The following is a 19,126-nucleotide window of genomic DNA, read 5'->3' on the forward strand; positions in this document are numbered from 1 at the left end:
AGATAGTCTGAAAGATATTGTTAGTAAAAATAGACAGTTCTGACTAGCAAAAGGAAGTTTTATGGCAAAGAGAAAAGATTTTTCTGAACTAACCAGGGTACAAATCCCAGCAGCTCTGCATCTCATGCGTATGGGCTATACCTATCTTCCTCGCAATGGGAAGGAAATTGCAGAAAGAGATCCAGATACCAATATCCTCGTATCTGTTTTTAAGGAGCAATTTTTAAAATTTAACAACTACTTGACAGAGGATGACTTTGAGAGAGAACTAGCCAATATCAAGTTGGAACTAGATCAAAACGATTTGGGACGTTCTTTCTTTAAACGTCTGCAAGGTCAGGAAGATACCCTTTATATTGACTGGGAGCATCCTGAAGCCAATACCTTCCATCTGGCGCTTGAAGTTACTTGTCAAAATGGTCAGGATGAATTTCGTCCGGATATCGTTATTTTTGTCAATGGTCTGCCTCTTTCTTATATCGAAGTGAAACAGCCCAATGCAATTCGTGATGGCAAGACTGGAATTCAGTCAGAGCAGGACAGAACCAGATACCGTTTTGAAAACCGTAAGTTCCGTCGTTTTAACAATATCACCCAGTTGATATCCTTATCTGATAACTTAGCGTATATCAGTGGACAAGGTCAGCAAAAACAGGGTTCTTATTACGGTTCAAACGCCTATTCAAAAACCAAATTTAATGCTTTCAAGGAAGAAAGGATAGAAGATTTCCTTCATTCCCTTTCCCCTCTAACCGAGGACCAAATCGACTTTGTCCTAGAAGACATGAAGCGCTTTGCCCTCAAATCTCAGCCAGAGTTTACAACAAACCTAAACCCTGATACACCTTGCAATGCCTTTCTGTCTTCTTTGTACCAGAAGGAACGTCTGCTCTTTATGCTTCGTTTTGGTCTTGTCTATGTAGAAGAAGAGAGTAAGGACGGTCAGATGCAACTGCAGAAGCACGTCATGCGCTATCCGCAGTATTTTGCAACACGTGCTATCGAAGAAACAATCGCAAAAGGTGTCAAGAAAGGGGTTATCTGGCATACCCAAGGTTCAGGTAAGACTGCCTTGGCCTTCTTTAATATTCGCTATCTAACCAACTATTTCTCAAAAGAGGGAATCGTTCCTCAGTTTTACTTTGTCGTCGATCGTTTGGACTTGGCAGACCAAGCCTTTAAGGAATTCACCAAACGAGGCCTAAAGGTTAAGCGCATTAATAACCCACAAGAACTAAATCAAAAACAAGATGGCTATGATGTCGCTGTGGTCAATATCCAGAAATTTAAGGATGATTCAGATCTGACAGACCGCTCTGGTTATGACCTCAATCGTCAAAATGTCTACTTTATCGATGAAGCCCACCGTTCTTACAATGAACGAGGTTCCTACCTGCCAAATCTCTATCAAGCAGATACCAGGGCCATTAAGATTGCCTTGACTGGAACCCCCCTCATCACCTATAAGAAAGATGGCAAGACCAAGGAAAGTCATGCGACCACACGTGATATCTTTGGGGATTATATCCACAAATACTACTACAACCAGTCTATCGATGACGGTTTTACCCTACGCTTGATGCGAGAAGATATCGAGACGTCTTATAAGGATAATCTCAGATCTATCAACGAAGAGATCCAACGTGGCGACCTGTCCAAGGAAGATATCTTTGCCCATCCACATTACGTAGAGCCTATGTTGGACTTTATCATTGAAGACTTTAATCGTGCTCGTGATCTGGTCTTTGATGATCAGACTATCGGTGGTATGATTGTCTGTGACTCGTCCAAGCAGGCGCGTGAACTTGAAAAGCAATTAAAAGAACGACGTCAAGCTGGCTCAACCACCTTGACTTCCGCTCTCATCCTCCATGATGAGGGAGACAAGGAAGAGAAGAAGGACAAGGTAGATGCCTACAAGGAAGGTAAAATTGACCTTATCATCGTCTACTCTATGCTCCTGACAGGATTTGATGCACCTCGGCTCAAGCGCCTCTATCTAGGGCGCAAGATCAAGGCTCACAATCTTTTACAGACTCTAACCCGTGTCAATCGTCCTTACAAGGACTACCTCTTTGGCTATGTCATTGACTTTGCGGATATTTCCAAGGAGTTTGACAAGACCAATCGTGCCTATCTGGAAGAACTCAATCAAGAGTATGATACGGCGCTAACAGGAGAAAACGGCGAGGATGTTTTTGGCTCGCTCTTTGTGTCAGCAGATGAGATTTCTCAAGAGTTGAGCAAGACCGAGCATATTCTCATCGACTATCCAACGGACAATCTAGAATACTTCTCCCAAGCTATCAATGATATCAAGGATAAGAAGCAGTTAATCGATCTTCGTAAGGCCTTGGAGTCTATCAAGCAGTACTACAATATCGCCCGTCTCCTTGGTTACGACCACCTGCTCCAGCAGATTGATATTGCTCAGATTGCAACCCTGCTCAATGTCCTCTCTAGACGGATGCTGACACTGTCTCTGATCGATAAACCAGACGATTTCTCCAGTAGGACTCTCTTAAATCTTGCCATGTCTGAAACTAGCTTTAGCTTTGTCAAGATTGCAGAAGAAGAACTTCGTCTAGCAGCCAATGACTTGGAAGACTTGAAACGTCGAGTTGCAAGTGGCATTAAAAATCAACGTGATGAAAAGGATCCTGAGTGGGTCACTCTCTACGAAGAATTCCAGCGCATCATGAAAAAACACCTGATCCATGGCCAAGAAGGCTTCACCATGGGAAATATCAAAGAAACCCAAAAAGACTATGAGGAGCTCTTTAAGTCCGTGGAGGACTATCATACTCGTATGAGACGCCTAACCATGAACTTTAATGGAGATGAGATGGCAGCTCGTTCCTACAAACACGTGACCAACTCGACTATGGTTAGTGAGTTTCCTGCTATTTACCATGTCATTAAGGGTTCTAAAGTCAGACTAGACCGTAAAATCGGTCAAAACCAAGGAGTACTCGATAACGAGGACTTTCTCAAGAAAATGATTCGAGAAGAAGCTCGGATTGAAATGAAAACCAACCAATCTGCAAGTAGTTTGACAAGAGAGGATTTTAATTATATCGTCGAGTCACTATTTGAAGGATATGAAGAGGAATACCAACACTAATGAATGAAACATACAAAGTCCAAGTCCAAGGCTTGGTAGATGATTTGAAAGCTGTCTTTACCCACGCGGGACTAGGAGGAGAAGCGGGTGAATACAAACTCCTCACCCAATCCTTCCTCTACAAATTTTTAAACGACAAGTTTTTGTATCAAGCCAAGGTCCTAGATGAGTCCAACACCTATGAAAACCTGCTGGCTATGAGCGAGGAAGACTATGACTGGCTTTTGGAGGATATCGGTACTAGCACAGCCTGGATCAAGCCAGACCAGTTGATCGAAACCCTTCACCGTCAGCAAAACGAAGCAACTTTCTATGAGACTTTTGAAAATACCCTCAACCAGATCGCTATTGACAATAATGATATCTTCTCTGTGCATACAGACGGCGATACAGCTATTCGTCTCTTTGATGAGCGTCTGATTACGGATACCATCTCAGATAGCAGTAAGCGCAACGAAGTAGCAAAGGCCATCATCAATCTCCTTGCACGAGTTAAGTTTGATGAGACCATCTTTTCACAAGGTTTCGACTTTTTCTCGACTCTCTTTGAGTATATGATCAAGGACTACAACAAAGATGGTGGAGGCAAGTATGCTGAGTACTATACGCCTCACTCTGTGGCTAAGATTATCGCTGATATCTTAGTGGGAGATGATAAACCTCAAAACGTGCGGATCTATGACCCATCAGCTGGTTCTGGAACCTTGCTTATGAACCTGGCTAGTCGTATCGGTGTAGATAAGACCACTGTCTATAGTCAGGATATCTCGCAAAAATCGTCTAATCTTCTCCGTCTCAATCTGATCTTGAATGGACTGCAACACTCCATTCATAATATCGTACAGGGAAATACCATCATCGCTAATCGACATCCTGAAAAGATGGACTATATCGTGTCCAATCCTCCTTTCAAGCTGGACTTTTCAGAGTGGCGTGATCAAGTGGAGACCTTGCCAGAAGCTAGTGAGCGATTCTTTGCAGGTGTGCCCAAGGTTCCTGCCAAGTCTAAGGACAAGATGGCGATTTATGAGCTCTTTGTTCAGCATATCATCTACTCCTTGAAGCCAGATGGTCAGGCAGCCGTTGTCCTACCAACAGGCTTTATCACAGCCCAGTCAGGGATTGACAAGACCATCCGTCAACACTTGGTGGACAATCAAATGCTGGCAGGTGTTGTCTCTATGCCGTCCAATATCTTTGCGACGACAGGAACCAACGTCTCTATCCTCTTTATCGATAAGAAAAACAAGGGCGATGTCGTCCTCATCGATGCCTCAAACCTCGGAACCAAGGTTAAGGAAGGCAAGAACCAAAAGACTGTCCTGTCTCCTGAGGAAGAGCAGAAGATTGTCGAGACCTTTATCCAGAAAGAAGCCGTCGAGGACTTTTCAGTCACCGTCTCTTATGAAGATATCAAGGAGAAAAACTACTCTCTCAGCGCCGGTCAATACTTTGACATCAAGATCGACTATGTAGATATCACAGCAGAAGAGTTTGAAGCTAAGATGACCGCCTTTCAAAACAAACTCACCGATCTCTTCCAGCAATCGCATGCACTAGAGCAGGAGATTACAGAGCAAATGAAGGGGATTAAGTATGAGTGAGTGGAAGTTTTTAACTTTGAAAGAAGCAGAACTAGAGTTTATAGATGGAGATAGAGGAGTTAATTACCCTAAGAAATCAGATTTATTGCCAGAAGGTGATTGTGTTTTTCTAAATACAGGTAATGTTAGACAAAATAGCTTTGATTTTTCTAATTTAGATTTTATTACAAAAGAAAAGGATAATTTACTAAGGAATGGTAAGTTACAAAGAGATGATATAGTTCTTACCACAAGAGGCACAGTAGGGAATGTTGCCTTATATTCTCAAGAGGTTCCGTTCAGTAACATTAGGATTAATTCAGGAATGGTAATAATTAGGGTAAACAAGAATTTCTGGCATCCCTATTTTATTTATTTGTTTTTTCAATCACATCTTTTCAAAAAACAAATCAGTAGACTTATATCTGGTAGTGCTCAACCTCAGTTACCAATTTCAATTTTAGAAACTGTTAGTATTCCTCAATTAACATTGGATGAACAGAAAGAAATTATTTTTAATATTAAATCTATTGACCAAAAAATCCAAATCAACAACCAAATCAACCAAGAGTTGGAAGCCATGGCTAAGACCCTCTATGACTACTGGTTTGTACAGTTTGATTTCCCAGATCAGAATGGCAACCCCTACAAATCATCAGGCGGAAAGATGCTCTATCACCCAGAACTCAAACGTGAAATCCCAGAGGGGTGGGGAGTGGAGAAGTTGTCTTCAATACTCGAAATTGGTAGAGAGACAATAAATCCAATGAAAACTCCTAAAGAAGAATTTAAATATTATAGTATACCAGAATACGATGTTTCAGGTTCTTTCTCATATGAGCTTGGAGAAACTATTAAAAGTAATAAATTTTTAGTTGAAAAAAGTGATTTATTAGTTTCAAAACTCAATCCATGGTTTAATCGAGTTGTGTATAATTTAGAAGAAAGTGCAATATCATCAACAGAGTTTATTGTATGGAAAACTATTAATCGATTTGAGAAAAATTTTTTATATCAAGTTGCAACTAGTGAAGGATTTATTGAATATTGTACACGATTTGCAACAGGGACATCAAATAGTCATAAAAGGGTGTCGCCTGATATAATGGTTAGTTTCCAGATTCCATTTGAAAAAACATATATACAGAAATTTGGGGAAATTACTGATAGCATTAGAACTCAAGTTTTACAAAACAATGAGCAAAACCAAGAACTCATCCAACTTCGCGATTGGCTCTTGCCAATGCTGATGAATGGACAGGCCAAGGTGGAGTAGAGGAATCTAAACTAAAAGAGATTTGCATGTTTGGAAAATAAATTTCTGCTAGAGTCTATATCTATTCCAACAGGTTTTATAGCTTTGTAAGAAACGACAATTGACAGGGAATCCTAACTAGTTTAATGTGGTAGAATAGATAGAATGTAAAGATTTTACTTGAAGATTTCCATAGAAAGGAAGACGATGACACCCAACTATAAAATAACAGAAGAAATATTGAATCTCGTGCAGAAGATTTCTGAGTTGGCGACTCAACTTTCTTTCGAAACGAGGGAACTACACCTACGCAAGGAAAATCGAATTCGCTCTATTCAGTCCTCTTTAGCTATTGAGAATAATAGTCTTTCTCTAGAGCAGGTGACTGATGTTATAGAGGGAAAAAGAGTTCTAGGCCCTCTTAAGGATATCCATGAGGTCCAAAATGCTTATGAAGCTTATGAGAAGGTTTTTCGCTTAAATCCATATAGTATAGATGATTTTTTATTAGCTCATCGATTGTTGACACAGGATTTGGTCAAGCATCCTGGACAGTTTCGATTAGGCGATGTGGGTGTTTTTGATGGAGCAGGGAAAGTTGTTCACCTTGGAGCGAGACCACAGTTTGTTCCTAATCTGGTATCGGATTTATTTGTTTGGGCTGAGGCCAGCCATATATCTGATATTGTCAAATCTTGCATCGTGCATTTTGAGTTAGAAATTATTCATCCCTTTGAGGATGGGAACGGTCGTATGGGTCGGATGTGGCAGAGCCTAATTTTGAGTAGATGGAATCCGTTATTTGAGTGGCTTCCTGTCGAGTCTGTTATTTACCGACATCAGTCAGGATATTATCAAGCCTTAACTGATAGTAATGAAGCTAATGATTCTACAAAATTTATCCAATTTATGCTTGATGCGATTTTAGAAACCTTGCTTGATTATGGTCAGCAAAAAATTGATAGTAGGAACAAGTCGGTTAAAGTGCTTTTGAAACCACGTGAGCTAGCTATTTTTGAAAAAATAGAGTCTTATCTTATAGAGCATTATCAGATAACAAATGCAATTGCACAAGAACTAACAGGTTTAAGTGCGGCAACCATGCGTCGTTATCTCCAACTATTTGTAAATCAAGGTTTATTAGAAAAATCAGGAACTACAAAAAACACTATTTATTCGCTCATAATTCGCTCATAATTCGCTCATTTTTTAGTAATAACTTTGTTCCGTATTTCCTGGGAACTAGTAGAAGTTAAGGAGAAATATGGAAAACAACAACCAACGTGCCCTTTGTCAGCAACTCTGGGCGGAAAATAAATACCTTGTTTTGAGTCATTCCAGCAATATTTACAAGGACATTCGCCAGTATCTTAAGCAAGAAGTGGTGGGGCTGAGTCAGATTCAAGAGATGATTGACCGTGCCTGCCAGATTCCAGAACACAGGGGTCAGGTTTGCAATGCTTTTCAGCATATTTGGGGCTATTTCAAGAAGAAAGCAACGGAGACTGAACGCAAGGATTATATGTTCTTACTGGAGCGTTATCACTCTGGTCATGCCACCAAAGAAGAATTAATTGTTAAGACGAGAGACTTGCTTGAGCGTTATCCAAACGCTTATCTGCAACATTCTACCTTGCTGAAAGGAGACTCCCATGAGACTTTGGCATGAGGCTTTGATTTCACAACTTCCCCGTCCTCAGCTCTTGGGGCAGCATCGAGAGTGCTGTGCCCTTCGTGGCAATGGTTGGGGCAGAAAGCATGCGACGGTGGACTATGTCTTTACCCACTCGCCCTATCGTCTCTATGCCTATCATCGCTTAATCATGGAGGAGATGGGTAGCCGTGGTTACAAGGTCAGTCCGGAGTGGCTGGATAAGAACTACCGTGGCAAGACCTGCCCTCCTTATCAAGACTTAGCAGAGGAAAAGCTGAAAAGTCCTATTTACAGCGAACATGATGCTGCCTACTATGAGGTGTGTCTGGACAATCTCCGTGACAAGGGGATAGAGCTGGAGTAATATTAAGGATTTTCTCCAATATATAACTCTTTTCGTAATTTTTTCGAATAATAAGAATGGGACCTTTAGAATGATTCTAAGGTCTTCTTTTTATAAGTATTTGGATTTACTTTTAATAACTTTTAAGTTATAATTAAATTGAAAGAGGTTGCTTGGTGCACACGATTTACTTCTATAAGGACAAAAATGGAAATGAGCCAGTCTTGGATTATATGAGAGAATTGGCCTGTCGTAAAAGTAAGGATAGTCGCATAAAACTCAATAAACTAAACGACTATATCGAGCTACTTAGTCAGCATGGGACTAGAGCTGGTGAACCCTATATGAAACATTTGGAAGATGAGATATGGGAATTAAGACCTCTTAGGGATAGGATTTTATTTGTAGCTTGGCTTGATGGGAGTTTTGTTCTTTTACATCATTTTGTCAAAAAGACTCAAAAGACCCCTAGAAGAGAAATTGAAAAAGCCAAGCGTGAACTGAAGGACTTAAAAGAAAGAGGAGTAAGTGATGAAAAATAGTGCCATTGGGAGTAATTGGAAGGATGTTCGGTCAGAGCTCTTTACCAAGGAGGAAATCCTTGAAAGTGATATGCGGGTAGCAATTATGAGTGAATTGATTAAGGCTAGACGTGAGCAAGGAATTAGTCAGAAAAAGCTAGAAGAACTCAGTGGAGTGAGCCAGCCTGTTATTGCTAGGATGGAAATAGGTAAGACGAGCCCTCAGTTAGATACCGTCTTAAAAGTTTTAGCCAGTTTAGGAAAGACATTGGCAATTGTCCCCCTTGAGCAGGAAAAAGGTTGATAGGAAGAAGTTGGAAAGCTTTAACAAATTTAACAGTTATAGTATCTCAAGTGTATAATTTAGAAAAATTATGCTTTATTAAAATTAAGTGCGAACGAAGTGAGCTTTTTGATGATATTTCCCGCTATAGTGGTATTCTAGATAATAATTTTTTATTATCTAGAACGGGATTTTTGAGACATTCTGGCTCAAAAATTAGGGATGAAATTACGAAGTAATTTGCTCCCGTCCGCACTTTTCAAGGGGAATATCAAAATGAAGAAAAAGACATATAGTCTTTTCTAATACCAAGCCATAGGTAGCTTTCCATTCACTATTATTTTGCGCAGAACATAGCAACCTTGAAAGGCTACTAATCTATATCTATCAAAGGATTTGGGGAATCTTCTCCAAATCTTTTTTTGTACTTTAAATCGAGATATAGTTTCAAACTATATCAAAGCCTAATTTTTTACAATTATACAGACAGTTTCTTTTCTGTTAAGATAGTTTCAACAACAATTTTTGGAGGACAAAACATGTCAACTACAATTATCGGTTTCCCTCGTTTGGGTGAATTCCGCGAATTAAAATTTACAACTGAAAAATACTTTAGAAAAGAAATCTCAGAAGAAGAACTCTTGGCTGCTGCTAAAGAATTGCGTGCAAAACACTGGAACATCGTCAAAGAAAAAGGCATCACTGAAATCCCATCAAATGACTTTTCTCACTATGACAACTTCCTTGATGCTGCTTTCCTTTTCAACGTAGTTCCTGCATCAGTACAAAACTTAGAATTGTCTGATCTTGAACGTTACTTTGCTTTGGGACGCGGTTACCAAGGAGAAAAAGGGGATGTTCGTGCCCTTCCGATGAAAAAATGGTTCAACACTAACTACCACTACATCGTTCCTAAATTTGAAAAAGACACTCAAGTAAAATTGGCTGGTCACAAGATTTTCGATGAGTTCCAAGAAGCTAAAGAACTTGGTCTTAACACTCGTCCTGTCCTTGTAGGTCCATTCACTTTCCTTCAATTGTCAGACTTTGAAGAAGGTGTGAAAGCAGAAGACTTCGTAGATAGCTTAGTAGCTGCTTACCAAGATGTTTTTGCTAAATTGGCTGAACTTGGTGCAACTCGTATCCAACTCGATGAAGCTGCTCTTGTCAAAGACTTGACAGAAGAAGAAAAAGCTCTCTTCTTGAACCTCTACAACAAACTCTTGGCTGACAAAAAAGGTCTTGAAGTATTGCTTCAAACATACTTCGGTGACGTTCGTGACGTTTACGCTGACCTTGTGAAATTGCCAGTAGATGCGATTGGTCTTGACTTCGTTGAAGGTAAGAAAACTCTTGAACTCGTTAAAGGTGGCTTCCCAGCTGACAAGACTCTTTATGCAGGTATTGTCAATGGTAAGAACATCTGGCGCAACAACTACGAAAAGAGCTTGGCTGTTCTTGAGCAAATCCCAGCTGAAAACATCGTTTTGACAAGCTCATGTTCACTTCTTCATGTGCCATTTACAACAGCTAACGAAGAATTTGAACCAGCTATCTTGAACCACTTTGCATTTGCAGTTGAAAAATTGGATGAGATCCGTGACTTGGATGCTATCCGCAACGGTCAAGGTGCAGAAGCTCTTGCAGCAAACAAAGAACTCTTTGCGACTGAACGTGTTGGTGAAAATGCGGAACTTCGTGCTCGTATCGCAGGATTGACAGATGCAGACTACACTCGTTTGCCAGCCTTTGCTGAACGTGAAGCTATCCAAGAAGAAGCTTTCAAACTTCCAGCTCTTCCAACAACAACAATCGGTTCATTCCCTCAAACAAAAGAAGTTCGTGCTAAACGTTTGGCCTTCCGTAAGGGTGAATTGTCACAAGAAGAATACGATGCCTTCCTTGCTGAAACCATCGACGAATGGATCAAATGGCAAGAAGAAGTAGGATTTGACGTGCTTGTACACGGTGAATTCGAGCGTAATGACATGGTTGAGTACTTCGGACAAAACTTGTCAGGTTACCTCTTCTCTAAGAATGGTTGGGTACAATCATACGGTATGCGTGGGGTTAAACCACCAATCATCTGGGGAGATGTTACTCGTCTCAACCCAATCACTGTCAAATGGTCTAGCTACGCACAAAGCCGTACGGACAAACCTGTTAAAGGTATGTTGACTGGACCTGTGACCATCCTTAACTGGTCATTCCCACGTGAAGACATCTCTATCAAGGATTCTACTCTTCAAATCGCTCTTGCAATCAAGGATGAAGTTCTTGACCTTGAAGCTGCAGGCGTGAAAATCATCCAAATCGACGAGGCTGCTCTTCGTGAGAAATTGCCACTCCGTCGTAGCGACTGGTACGAAGACTACCTTGACTGGGCTATTCCAGCCTTCCGCTTGGTACACTCAACAGTAGCTCCAGATACACAAATCCACACTCACATGTGTTACTCAGAATTTACAGATATCATCCCAGCTATCGACAACATGGATGCGGACGTTATCTCATTTGAAGCTAGCCGTTCAAACCTTGAAATCTTGGACGAACTCAAAGCTCAAAACTTCCAGACAGAAGTGGGTCCTGGAGTTTACGATATCCACTCTCCTCGTGTGCCTAACGAAGGCGAAATCGACCACACCATCGAAGCCATCCTTGCTAAAGTACCAAGCAAGAAAGTATGGATCAACCCTGACTGTGGTTTGAAAACACGTGGTATTCCAGAAACGAAAGAAAGCTTGATCCGCCTTGTAGACGCTGCGAAAGCTGCGCGTGAGAAATTGTAAGAAAAGACAGTTCTCTCTACACGGTTGATCAGTAAGAAATCAACTAGAAAAGGTTCATACATATGTCACGTCAAACACCGTCCCTCTCATTTGAAGTTTTCCCTCCAAACCCAGAAGTAGGCAATGACAAAATTATCGCAGCCCTGAAAGACATGCAGGGCTTGGCACCACACTTCATCAGTGTGACTGCTAGTAATAATAAATTTAATATCAAAGAGACGACGGTTCGTTTGGCAGACTATATCCAAAATGACTTGGAGATCCCAACCATTGCGCACTTGCCAGCTATCTATTTGACTAAGGATAAGGTGGCTGAGACCATTAGAGATTTGGACAAGGTTGGTGTTCAGAAAATCTTGGCTTTGCGTGGGGATATCATTCCAGGTGTTGAGCCACAGAAGGATTTCCGTTACGCCACAGACTTGATTGAGTTTATCACTGAACAGGCACCGCATTTTGATATTGTTGGAGCTTGTTATCCTGAAGGACATCCAGACTCGCCAAATCAAATCTCAGATATCCAAAATCTCAAGAAAAAAGTGGATGCAGGATGCTCAAGTCTTGTCACTCAGCTATTCTTTGACAATGAGCGTTTCTACGATTTCCAAGACAAGTGTACCTTGGCAGGGATTGATGTTCCTATTCATGCAGGTATCATGCCAATCCTCAATCGTAACCAAGCTCTTCGTCTCTTGAAGACTTGTGAGAATATCCATCTCCCACGTAAGTTCAAGGCTATCTTGGACAAGTATGAGAATGACCCTGAGTCACTCAGAGCAGCAGGACTTGCCTATGCAGTAGACCAAATCGTGGACTTGGTAACGCAAGACGTAGCAGGCGTGCATCTCTACACCATGAACAATGCAGACACTGCTCAGTACATTCACCAAGCAACCCATGCCTTGTTCAATCACCAACCTTAAAATAATCAAAAGCAAACCATTCTACTTTTCATAGCAGAATGGTTCCTTTTTTATAGAAAAGACCGTACTTTTTAAGAAAAATATGATAAAATAGACTCTGTACGTACTTGATACAAAGATGAGGGTATAAACGATATTTCAGCAGTCTTAATCTTATATCAAAGAGATGTGAGGTAAAGAATCAGACCTAAAGTATTTTCGGAGTTGAACACGGGCTAAATCCCTAGTGAAAAAGATAGATTTCCTGATGTGCATCGCACACTGCGTCAATCTCCTATTTTCATATGGGATTCTTAACGCCCTTTGTATCCTGATTTTTGTAGGCAAGGCGTATAATTTTATCAATCCAAAGGGGATTAAAATGACAAAACATGTGTTTCAAACGACTTTTGCGGGTCGTGAGTTGATCGTAGAGACTGGTCAGGTTGCTAAGCAAGCAAATGGCTCTGTTGTGGTACGTTACGGTGAGTCAACTGTCTTGACTGCTGCCGTTATGTCTAAGAAGATGGCAACTGGGGATTTCTTCCCTCTCCAAGTCAACTACGAAGAAAAAATGTATGCGGCTGGGAAGTTTCCTGGTGGCTTTATGAAACGTGAAGGACGTCCTTCAACAGACGCTACTTTGACAGCGCGTTTGATTGACCGTCCAATCCGTCCAATGTTTGCGGAAGGTTTCCGTAATGAAGTGCAAGTTATCAATACTGTTCTTTCTTACGATGAAAATGCATCTGCACCAATGGCAGCTATGTTTGGTTCATCATTGGCCTTGTCTATCTCAGATATTCCATTTGACGGACCAATCGCTGGAGTACAAGTAGGTTATGTGGATGGCCAAATCATCATCAACCCAACGCAAGAACAAGCAGAGCAATCGCTTCTTGAATTGACAGTAGCAGGTACTAAGCACGCCATCAACATGGTAGAGTCTGGTGCCAAAGAATTGTCAGAAGAAATCATGTTGGAAGCTCTTCTCAAAGGACACGAAGCTGTCAAAGAATTGATTGCTTTCCAAGAAGAAATCGTTGCGGCAGTTGGTAAAGAAAAAGCAGAAGTTGAATTGCTTCATGTAGATGCTGAATTGCAAGCAGAAATCATCGCAGCCTACAACAGCGATCTTCAAAAAGCTGTTCAAGTTGAAGAAAAATTAGCTCGTGAAGCTGCAACTCAAGCCGTTAAAGACCAAGTCACAGCCGTTTACGAAGAAAAATATGCAGATCACGAAGAATTTGACCGTATCATGCGTGATGTGGCTGAAATCTTGGAACAAATGGAACACGCAGAAGTACGCCGTTTGATCACAGAAGACAAGGTACGTCCTGATGGTCGTAAGGTCGATGAAATCCGTCCTTTGGATGCGGTTGTTGACTTCGTTCCTCGCGTTCACGGTTCAGGTCTCTTTACTCGTGGACAAACTCAGGCTCTTTCTATCTTGACTTTGGCGCCAATGGGTGAAACACAAATCATCGATGGTTTGGATCCAGAGTACAAGAAACGCTTTATGCACCACTACAACTTCCCACAATACTCTGTAGGGGAAACTGGTCGTTACGGTGCGCCAGGTCGTCGTGAAATTGGTCACGGTGCTCTCGGTGAGCGTGCCCTTGCTCAAGTATTGCCAAGCTTGGAAGAATTCCCATATGCCATCCGTTTGGTAGCAGAAGTTTTGGAATCAAACGGTTCTTCATCTCAAGCCTCTATCTGTGCCGGCACTCTTGCCCTTATGGCTGGTGGTGTGCCAATCAAGGCACCAGTAGCAGGGATTGCTATGGGTCTCATCTCAGATGGAAACAACTACACAGTATTGACAGATATCCAAGGTTTGGAAGACCACTTTGGAGATATGGACTTTAAGGTTGCAGGTACTCGCGACGGGATTACAGCCCTTCAGATGGATATCAAGATCCAAGGGATCACTGCAGAAATCTTGACGGAAGCTCTTGCTCAAGCCAAGAAAGCTCGTTTTGAAATCCTTGATGTGATTGAAGCTACTATTCCAGAAGTTCGTCCAGAATTGGCTCCAACAGCTCCGAAAATTGATACCATCAAGATTGATGTGGACAAGATCAAGATTGTCATCGGTAAAGGTGGAGAAACCATCGATAAGATCATCGCTGAAACAGGCGTTAAGATTGATATCGACGAAGAAGGTAACGTATCTATCTACTCTAGCGACCAAGATGCTATCAACCGTGCTAAAGAAATCATTGCTGGTTTGGTTCGTGAAGCCAAAGTGGACGAAGTCTACCATGCCAAAGTTGTTCGTATCGAGAAATTTGGTGCCTTTGTCAACCTCTTTGACAAGACAGATGCCCTCGTTCACATCTCTGAAATGGCTTGGACTCGTACTAATAATGTAGAAGATTTAGTTCAAATTGGTGATTTTGTAGATGTGAAGGTTATTAAGATCGATGAAAAAGGTCGTGTAGATGCTTCTATGAAGGCACTCTTGCCACGTCCGCCAAAACCTGAACGTTCAGAAGAAAAAGGGGATAAAGGTCATCGTCATGGCGATCGTCCTCGTCACCACCACAAGGACCACAAACCTAAGAAAGAAACTACAGAAACACCAAAAGACTCAGAATAAGAAAGGAGAAATGTATGGGATGGTGGCGTGAAACCATTGATATCGTAAAAGAAAATGATCCAGCGGCTCGCACTACCTTGGAAGTCTTGCTGACTTATCCTGGTGTCAAAGCCTTGGCTGCTCACCGTCTCTCTCATTTTCTCTGGAAACATGGCTTTAAGCTTTTAGCTCGTATGCACAGCCAGTTTTGGCGTTTTTGGACGCAGATAGAGATTCACCCTGGTGCTCAGATCGAATCAGGTGTCTTTATTGACCATGGAGCAGGACTTGTGATTGGGGAGACAGCTATCGTTGAAAGAGGTGTTCTTCTCTACCATGGGGTTACTCTTGGTGGGACAGGTAAGGATAGTGGCAAACGCCATCCGACTGTTCGTAAAGGAGCTCTCATCTCTGCTCATGCCCAAGTCATCGGACCTGTAGAAATCGGTGAAAATGCCAAAGTCGGTGCTGCAGCGGTCGTTGTGGCAGATGTTCCTAGCGATGTGACGGTTGTCGGTATTCCTGCTAAGATTGTTCGTGTTCACGGGCAAAAGGATGAACCAACCATTCACGAAGTCGAAGAAAAACGTGAATACTACGTCAATAAACTTGAGCAGGCTAGAGAAGCCAGTCACAGGTCGTCTGGTTTGTAATGAGAAGTGACTCTTTAATTAGGAGGTTAGGCCGATGCTATTAGAAGAATTCGAAAATGTACCTGCTGTTATCGAGCCAACTGATCGAAGCCTCCTTAGTGGTGGAGAAATCTGTGATACGATTATTTTATCTTTTAATGGAGAAATCGTTGAACGAGTAAAGCAGTTTGAAGATGTTTACGAAGGTGGCTATCTAACCAATATAAATGGTAGATTTCCATGGTATATCTATGAAAAAGATGGGAGTAAGGTAGCAGTTACTATAGCTACGATTGGAGCCCCGATGGTTGTTGGACTCTTAGAAGAACTCAAAGCAAGAGGATTTAAGAACTTTATTGTTTTGGGTTCTTGCGGAGTTCTAGATCAGTCTATTCAGGCAGATAAGATTATCCTACCAAGTTCAGCTCTACGTGATGAAGGTACAAGTTACCATTACGCTCCTGCAAGTGATGAAATAGCTTATGATGAAACTCTACTCTTAACCATAGAAGAAGCTTTAAACAAATCTGATATTGAGCACATTCGAACAAAGGCTTGGACCACAGATGCTTTCTATCGTGAAACAGCTGATAAGGTCAAACGTAGACTAGCAGCAGGTGCGACTGTTGTAGATATGGAAGCCTCAGCAATCATGGCTTGGGCACAGTTTCGACAAGCAAAAGTTTATCAATTTTTTTATACAGCTGATTATGTTGACCATCATAATCATGAGTGGGATGCAAGATACGAAGAAAGAAAAGCAGATGCTATGACTTTCTTTGAGATAGCATTAGTAATTGCTAGAGAGTTGGATTGAAACGACTTTTTACGATAAACAAGACACAGAAAGGAGTCAGTGAGTGATTAAAATCTATGACACCATGTCTCGTGATTTGCGAGATTTTGTCCCAATCGAGGACGGCAAGGTTAAAATGTATATCTGTGGGCCAACTGTATACAACTACATTCACGTGGGGAATGCTCGTTCGACAGTAGCCTTCGATACCATTCGTCGCTACTTTGAGTACCGTGGCTATGAGGTTGCCTATATTTCTAACTTCACGGATGTGGATGATAAGATTATCAACCGAGCTAAGGAAGAAGGCATCACGCCTCAAGAAGTAGCGGATAAGTACATCGCTGCCTTCCGTGAAGACGTGACGGTTCTTGGTGTTAAGCCTGCGACTCGTCATCCTCGTGTAGTCGAGTTTATGGCTGATATCATCCGCTTTGTCTCTGACCTGATTGAAAAAGGTTATGCCTATGAGAGTCAAGGAGATGTCTATTTCCGTGTGGAAAAATCCCACAACTATGCTAAGTTAGCCAATAAAACTCTAGAAGACTTGGAGTTAGGTGCTTCAGGTCGAACAGATGAAGAAACAGCTCGCAAGGAAAATCCGGTAGATTTTGCTCTTTGGAAAGCAGCCAAGCCGGGTGAGATTTCTTGGGACAGCCCATGGGGTCCTGGTCGTCCAGGCTGGCATATCGAGTGTTCGGTTATGTCAACGGAGATTTTGGGTGATACTATCGATATTCACGGTGGTGGAGCTGACCTTGAGTTTCCACACCACACCAACGAAATTGCCCAGTCAGAAGCCAAGACAGGCAAGACCTTTGCCAACTACTGGATGCACAATGGTTTTGTCAATATCGACAATGTCAAGATGTCTAAGTCTTTGGGTAACTTTATTACGGTACACGATGCCCTCAAAACTATCGATGGTCAAGTGCTTCGTTTCTTCTTTGCGACTCAACACTACCGCAAACCTATCAACTTTACGGAAAAGGCAGTGCGTGATGCCGAGACCAATCTCAAGTATCTAAAGAACACTTATGAGCAACCATTTACTGGAACTGTAGATGCAGAGGAATTGCAAGCTTTTAAAGATAAGTTCGTGGCCGCAATGGACGAGGATTTCAATACAGCAAATGGTATCACAGTCGTCTTTGAAATGGCCAAGTGGATCAACTCAGGCAACTATGATGCAGCGGTTAAGGAAGCTTTTACGGCTATGTTAGAGGTCTTTGGTATTGTTTTTGTCGAGGAAGTTTTGGATGAAGAAATCGAAGCCTTAATTCAAAAACGTCAAGAAGCGCGTGCTAATCGCGACTTTGCGACAGCAGACAAAATTCGTGATCAACTAGCTGCTCAAGGAATTAAGCTACTGGATACCAAGGATGGAGTGAGGTGGACACGTGATTGATGTCAATCTCATTAACGGGATTGCCCTAGCTTTTGAAGGAGATGCAGTTTACTCTATGTATGTTCGTCGTCACCTCATCCTTAAAGGCATGACCAAGCCCAATAAACTCCACCAAGAGGCTACCAAGTATGTGTCAGCCAAGGCTCAGGCTCGTTTGATTTCATTGATGTTGGAGGAGCAAGTCCTGACTGAGAAGGAAGAAGAGATTTATAAACGGGGTCGTAATACCAATAGCCATACCAAGGCAAAGAACGCAGATGTAGTGACCTACCGTATGTCTACAGGTTTTGAAGCGGTCATGGGTTATCTTCATATGACCGAAAATGTGGAGCGCCTAGAAACCTTGATTTCTTGGTGTATCCAAAAAGTGGAGGGCTAGGAAATGATTGCAAAAGAATTACTAGACTGGTTTCCACAAGCTCAAATCGTAGACCAGCCAATTGATAAGGAAGGTTTTCTTACGCTACCAGTTTCCTCGCAACAGTGGATTTTACTGGAGGAAGTTGGACTAAGTGAACGTGAGAAACAGTTGGTAGCCCTCCTAACCCAGCAAGAGCAAACGATCTCGCTCAATCCTTGGTATAGTTATTTGATTGAGGGCAAGGGACAAGCACCGCAAAGTTTTAAAAAGCTACAAGTTATCTATTGTCACCTTTCCTATTACCAACAGGAAAACTTGACTTCTTGGTTGGATATGATGAAAACCCTCTTTCCTAATTGCGAGACAGTGCTTCAGGTGGGAGCTCAGGATTACCTATTTGTTCTCCAACAGGACAAATACACTTCTGTTCGGTCTATCTTGATGGATACCTTGGAAGCCGTAGAGTATGACTTTGGGGTTCGCTTATCCATCATGCTGGGGCAGGTTTGGTCGCAAACAGGAAATCAGAGTTTGATAGACTTAATCAAAGCAGAACGTGACTTGTTCAAAAATTGGTGGCGACAAGGACACCAAGGATTCCATACGTTTTCTCAGCTCTACCTTTGGAGTATGGTTGAAAAAATGGTGGATCTTGGTTTGATCAAAGATTATCTACACCAGATGATTTTGGACCAGGATCAAATTCAGGAAATCATTCTCTCCTTATGGGAAAATAGTGCAGTCCTAACTAAAACAGCACAACAACTGTATTTGCACCGCAATTCTCTCCAATACAAGATTGATAAATGGGAAGAGTTGACAGGGCTTCAGTTGAAAGAATTGACAGATTTGACCTTGTGTTATCAATTGATTTTACCAGATATTATTTAA

Annotated in this window: 16 protein-coding genes; all 16 read left to right on the forward strand. The window is 41.7% G+C overall.

Features of this window, described 5'->3' with window-relative positions; genetic code table 11:
* Positions 1-61: 61 nt before the first annotated feature.
* Positions 62-3,124 carry a DEAD/DEAH box helicase family protein gene (locus QM923_RS00520; RefSeq protein WP_414290473.1) on the forward strand — a complete coding sequence of 1,021 codons (3,063 nt, stop codon included), beginning with the start codon at positions 62-64 and terminating at the stop codon, positions 3,122-3,124.
* A complete protein-coding gene (locus tag QM923_RS00525; protein WP_414290474.1) occupies positions 3,124-4,728 on the forward strand; it encodes an HsdM family class I SAM-dependent methyltransferase in 1,605 nt (534 codons plus the stop codon). The genes QM923_RS00520 and QM923_RS00525 overlap by 1 nt, the downstream gene beginning before the upstream one ends.
* On the forward strand, positions 4,721-5,983 hold the full coding sequence (locus QM923_RS00530; protein ID WP_414290475.1) for a restriction endonuclease subunit S: 1,263 nt from the start codon (positions 4,721-4,723) through the stop codon (positions 5,981-5,983). Before QM923_RS00525 ends, QM923_RS00530 begins: the two co-directional genes overlap by 8 nt.
* A 186-nt stretch (positions 5,984-6,169) precedes the next feature.
* On the forward strand, positions 6,170-7,159 hold the full coding sequence (locus QM923_RS00535) for a Fic family protein (protein ID WP_223339235.1): 990 nt from the start codon (positions 6,170-6,172) through the stop codon (positions 7,157-7,159).
* Positions 7,160-7,226: 67 nt separating this feature from the next.
* Positions 7,227-7,631 carry a YbgA family protein gene (locus QM923_RS00540; RefSeq protein WP_414290476.1) on the forward strand — a complete coding sequence of 135 codons (405 nt, stop codon included), beginning with the start codon at positions 7,227-7,229 and terminating at the stop codon, positions 7,629-7,631.
* Entirely contained in the window at positions 7,615-7,980 is a 366-nt protein-coding gene (locus QM923_RS00545) for a TIGR02328 family protein (protein WP_414290477.1), read from the forward strand. Before QM923_RS00540 ends, QM923_RS00545 begins: the two co-directional genes overlap by 17 nt.
* Before the next feature lie 155 nt (positions 7,981-8,135).
* Complete coding sequence (locus QM923_RS00550) at positions 8,136-8,501, forward strand: type II toxin-antitoxin system RelE/ParE family toxin (RefSeq protein WP_414290478.1); 366 nt, start codon at positions 8,136-8,138, stop codon at positions 8,499-8,501.
* A complete protein-coding gene (locus QM923_RS00555) occupies positions 8,491-8,784 on the forward strand; it encodes a helix-turn-helix domain-containing protein (RefSeq protein ID WP_414290479.1) in 294 nt (97 codons plus the stop codon). Before QM923_RS00550 ends, QM923_RS00555 begins: the two co-directional genes overlap by 11 nt.
* A gap of 518 nt (positions 8,785-9,302) precedes the next feature.
* A complete protein-coding gene (metE, locus tag QM923_RS00560; protein ID WP_414290480.1) occupies positions 9,303-11,552 on the forward strand; it encodes a 5-methyltetrahydropteroyltriglutamate--homocysteine S-methyltransferase in 2,250 nt (749 codons plus the stop codon).
* Positions 11,553-11,614: 62 nt separating this feature from the next.
* Positions 11,615-12,475, forward strand: a complete 861-nt coding sequence (metF, locus tag QM923_RS00565) for a methylenetetrahydrofolate reductase [NAD(P)H] (protein ID WP_414290481.1) — start codon at positions 11,615-11,617, stop codon at positions 12,473-12,475.
* Positions 12,476-12,836: 361 nt separating this feature from the next.
* On the forward strand, positions 12,837-15,059 hold the full coding sequence (pnp, locus tag QM923_RS00570; RefSeq protein WP_414290482.1) for a polyribonucleotide nucleotidyltransferase: 2,223 nt from the start codon (positions 12,837-12,839) through the stop codon (positions 15,057-15,059).
* A gap of 14 nt (positions 15,060-15,073) precedes the next feature.
* The gene (gene cysE / locus QM923_RS00575) at positions 15,074-15,691 is read left to right on the forward strand and encodes a serine O-acetyltransferase (RefSeq protein WP_414290483.1); all 618 of its coding nucleotides are present in this window, start codon (positions 15,074-15,076) and stop codon (positions 15,689-15,691) included.
* A 34-nt stretch (positions 15,692-15,725) separates the two neighbouring features.
* Positions 15,726-16,487, forward strand: a complete 762-nt coding sequence (locus QM923_RS00580) for a nucleoside phosphorylase (protein ID WP_414290484.1) — start codon at positions 15,726-15,728, stop codon at positions 16,485-16,487.
* Positions 16,488-16,530: 43 nt separating this feature from the next.
* Positions 16,531-17,874 (forward strand): cysteine--tRNA ligase, encoded by a 1,344-nt coding sequence (gene cysS, locus QM923_RS00585; protein WP_414290485.1) that lies wholly within the window; start codon positions 16,531-16,533, stop codon positions 17,872-17,874.
* Positions 17,867-18,253, forward strand: a complete 387-nt coding sequence (locus QM923_RS00590; protein WP_414290486.1) for a Mini-ribonuclease 3 — start codon at positions 17,867-17,869, stop codon at positions 18,251-18,253. The genes cysS and QM923_RS00590 overlap by 8 nt, the downstream gene beginning before the upstream one ends.
* A 3-nt stretch (positions 18,254-18,256) precedes the next feature.
* The gene (locus QM923_RS00595) at positions 18,257-19,126 is read left to right on the forward strand and encodes a helix-turn-helix domain-containing protein (RefSeq protein WP_414290487.1); all 870 of its coding nucleotides are present in this window, start codon (positions 18,257-18,259) and stop codon (positions 19,124-19,126) included.

The organism is Streptococcus infantis, from assembly GCF_047463275.1.
Classification (GTDB): domain Bacteria; phylum Bacillota; class Bacilli; order Lactobacillales; family Streptococcaceae; genus Streptococcus; species Streptococcus infantis_AF.

Coding starts and splice junctions, on each gene's coding strand:
- QM923_RS00520 (WP_414290473.1), top strand. CDS start 62: ATGGCAAAGAGAAAAGATTTTTCTGAACTAACCAGGGTACAAATCCCA.
- QM923_RS00525 (WP_414290474.1), top strand. CDS start 3,124: ATGAATGAAACATACAAAGTCCAAGTCCAAGGCTTGGTAGATGATTTG.
- QM923_RS00530 (WP_414290475.1), top strand. CDS start 4,721: ATGAGTGAGTGGAAGTTTTTAACTTTGAAAGAAGCAGAACTAGAGTTT.
- QM923_RS00535 (WP_223339235.1), top strand. CDS start 6,170: ATGACACCCAACTATAAAATAACAGAAGAAATATTGAATCTCGTGCAG.
- QM923_RS00540 (WP_414290476.1), top strand. CDS start 7,227: ATGGAAAACAACAACCAACGTGCCCTTTGTCAGCAACTCTGGGCGGAA.
- QM923_RS00545 (WP_414290477.1), top strand. CDS start 7,615: ATGAGACTTTGGCATGAGGCTTTGATTTCACAACTTCCCCGTCCTCAG.
- QM923_RS00555 (WP_414290479.1), top strand. CDS start 8,491: ATGAAAAATAGTGCCATTGGGAGTAATTGGAAGGATGTTCGGTCAGAG.
- metE (WP_414290480.1), top strand. CDS start 9,303: ATGTCAACTACAATTATCGGTTTCCCTCGTTTGGGTGAATTCCGCGAA.
- metF (WP_414290481.1), top strand. CDS start 11,615: ATGTCACGTCAAACACCGTCCCTCTCATTTGAAGTTTTCCCTCCAAAC.
- pnp (WP_414290482.1), top strand. CDS start 12,837: ATGACAAAACATGTGTTTCAAACGACTTTTGCGGGTCGTGAGTTGATC.
- cysE (WP_414290483.1), top strand. CDS start 15,074: ATGGGATGGTGGCGTGAAACCATTGATATCGTAAAAGAAAATGATCCA.
- QM923_RS00580 (WP_414290484.1), top strand. CDS start 15,726: ATGCTATTAGAAGAATTCGAAAATGTACCTGCTGTTATCGAGCCAACT.
- QM923_RS00595 (WP_414290487.1), top strand. CDS start 18,257: ATGATTGCAAAAGAATTACTAGACTGGTTTCCACAAGCTCAAATCGTA.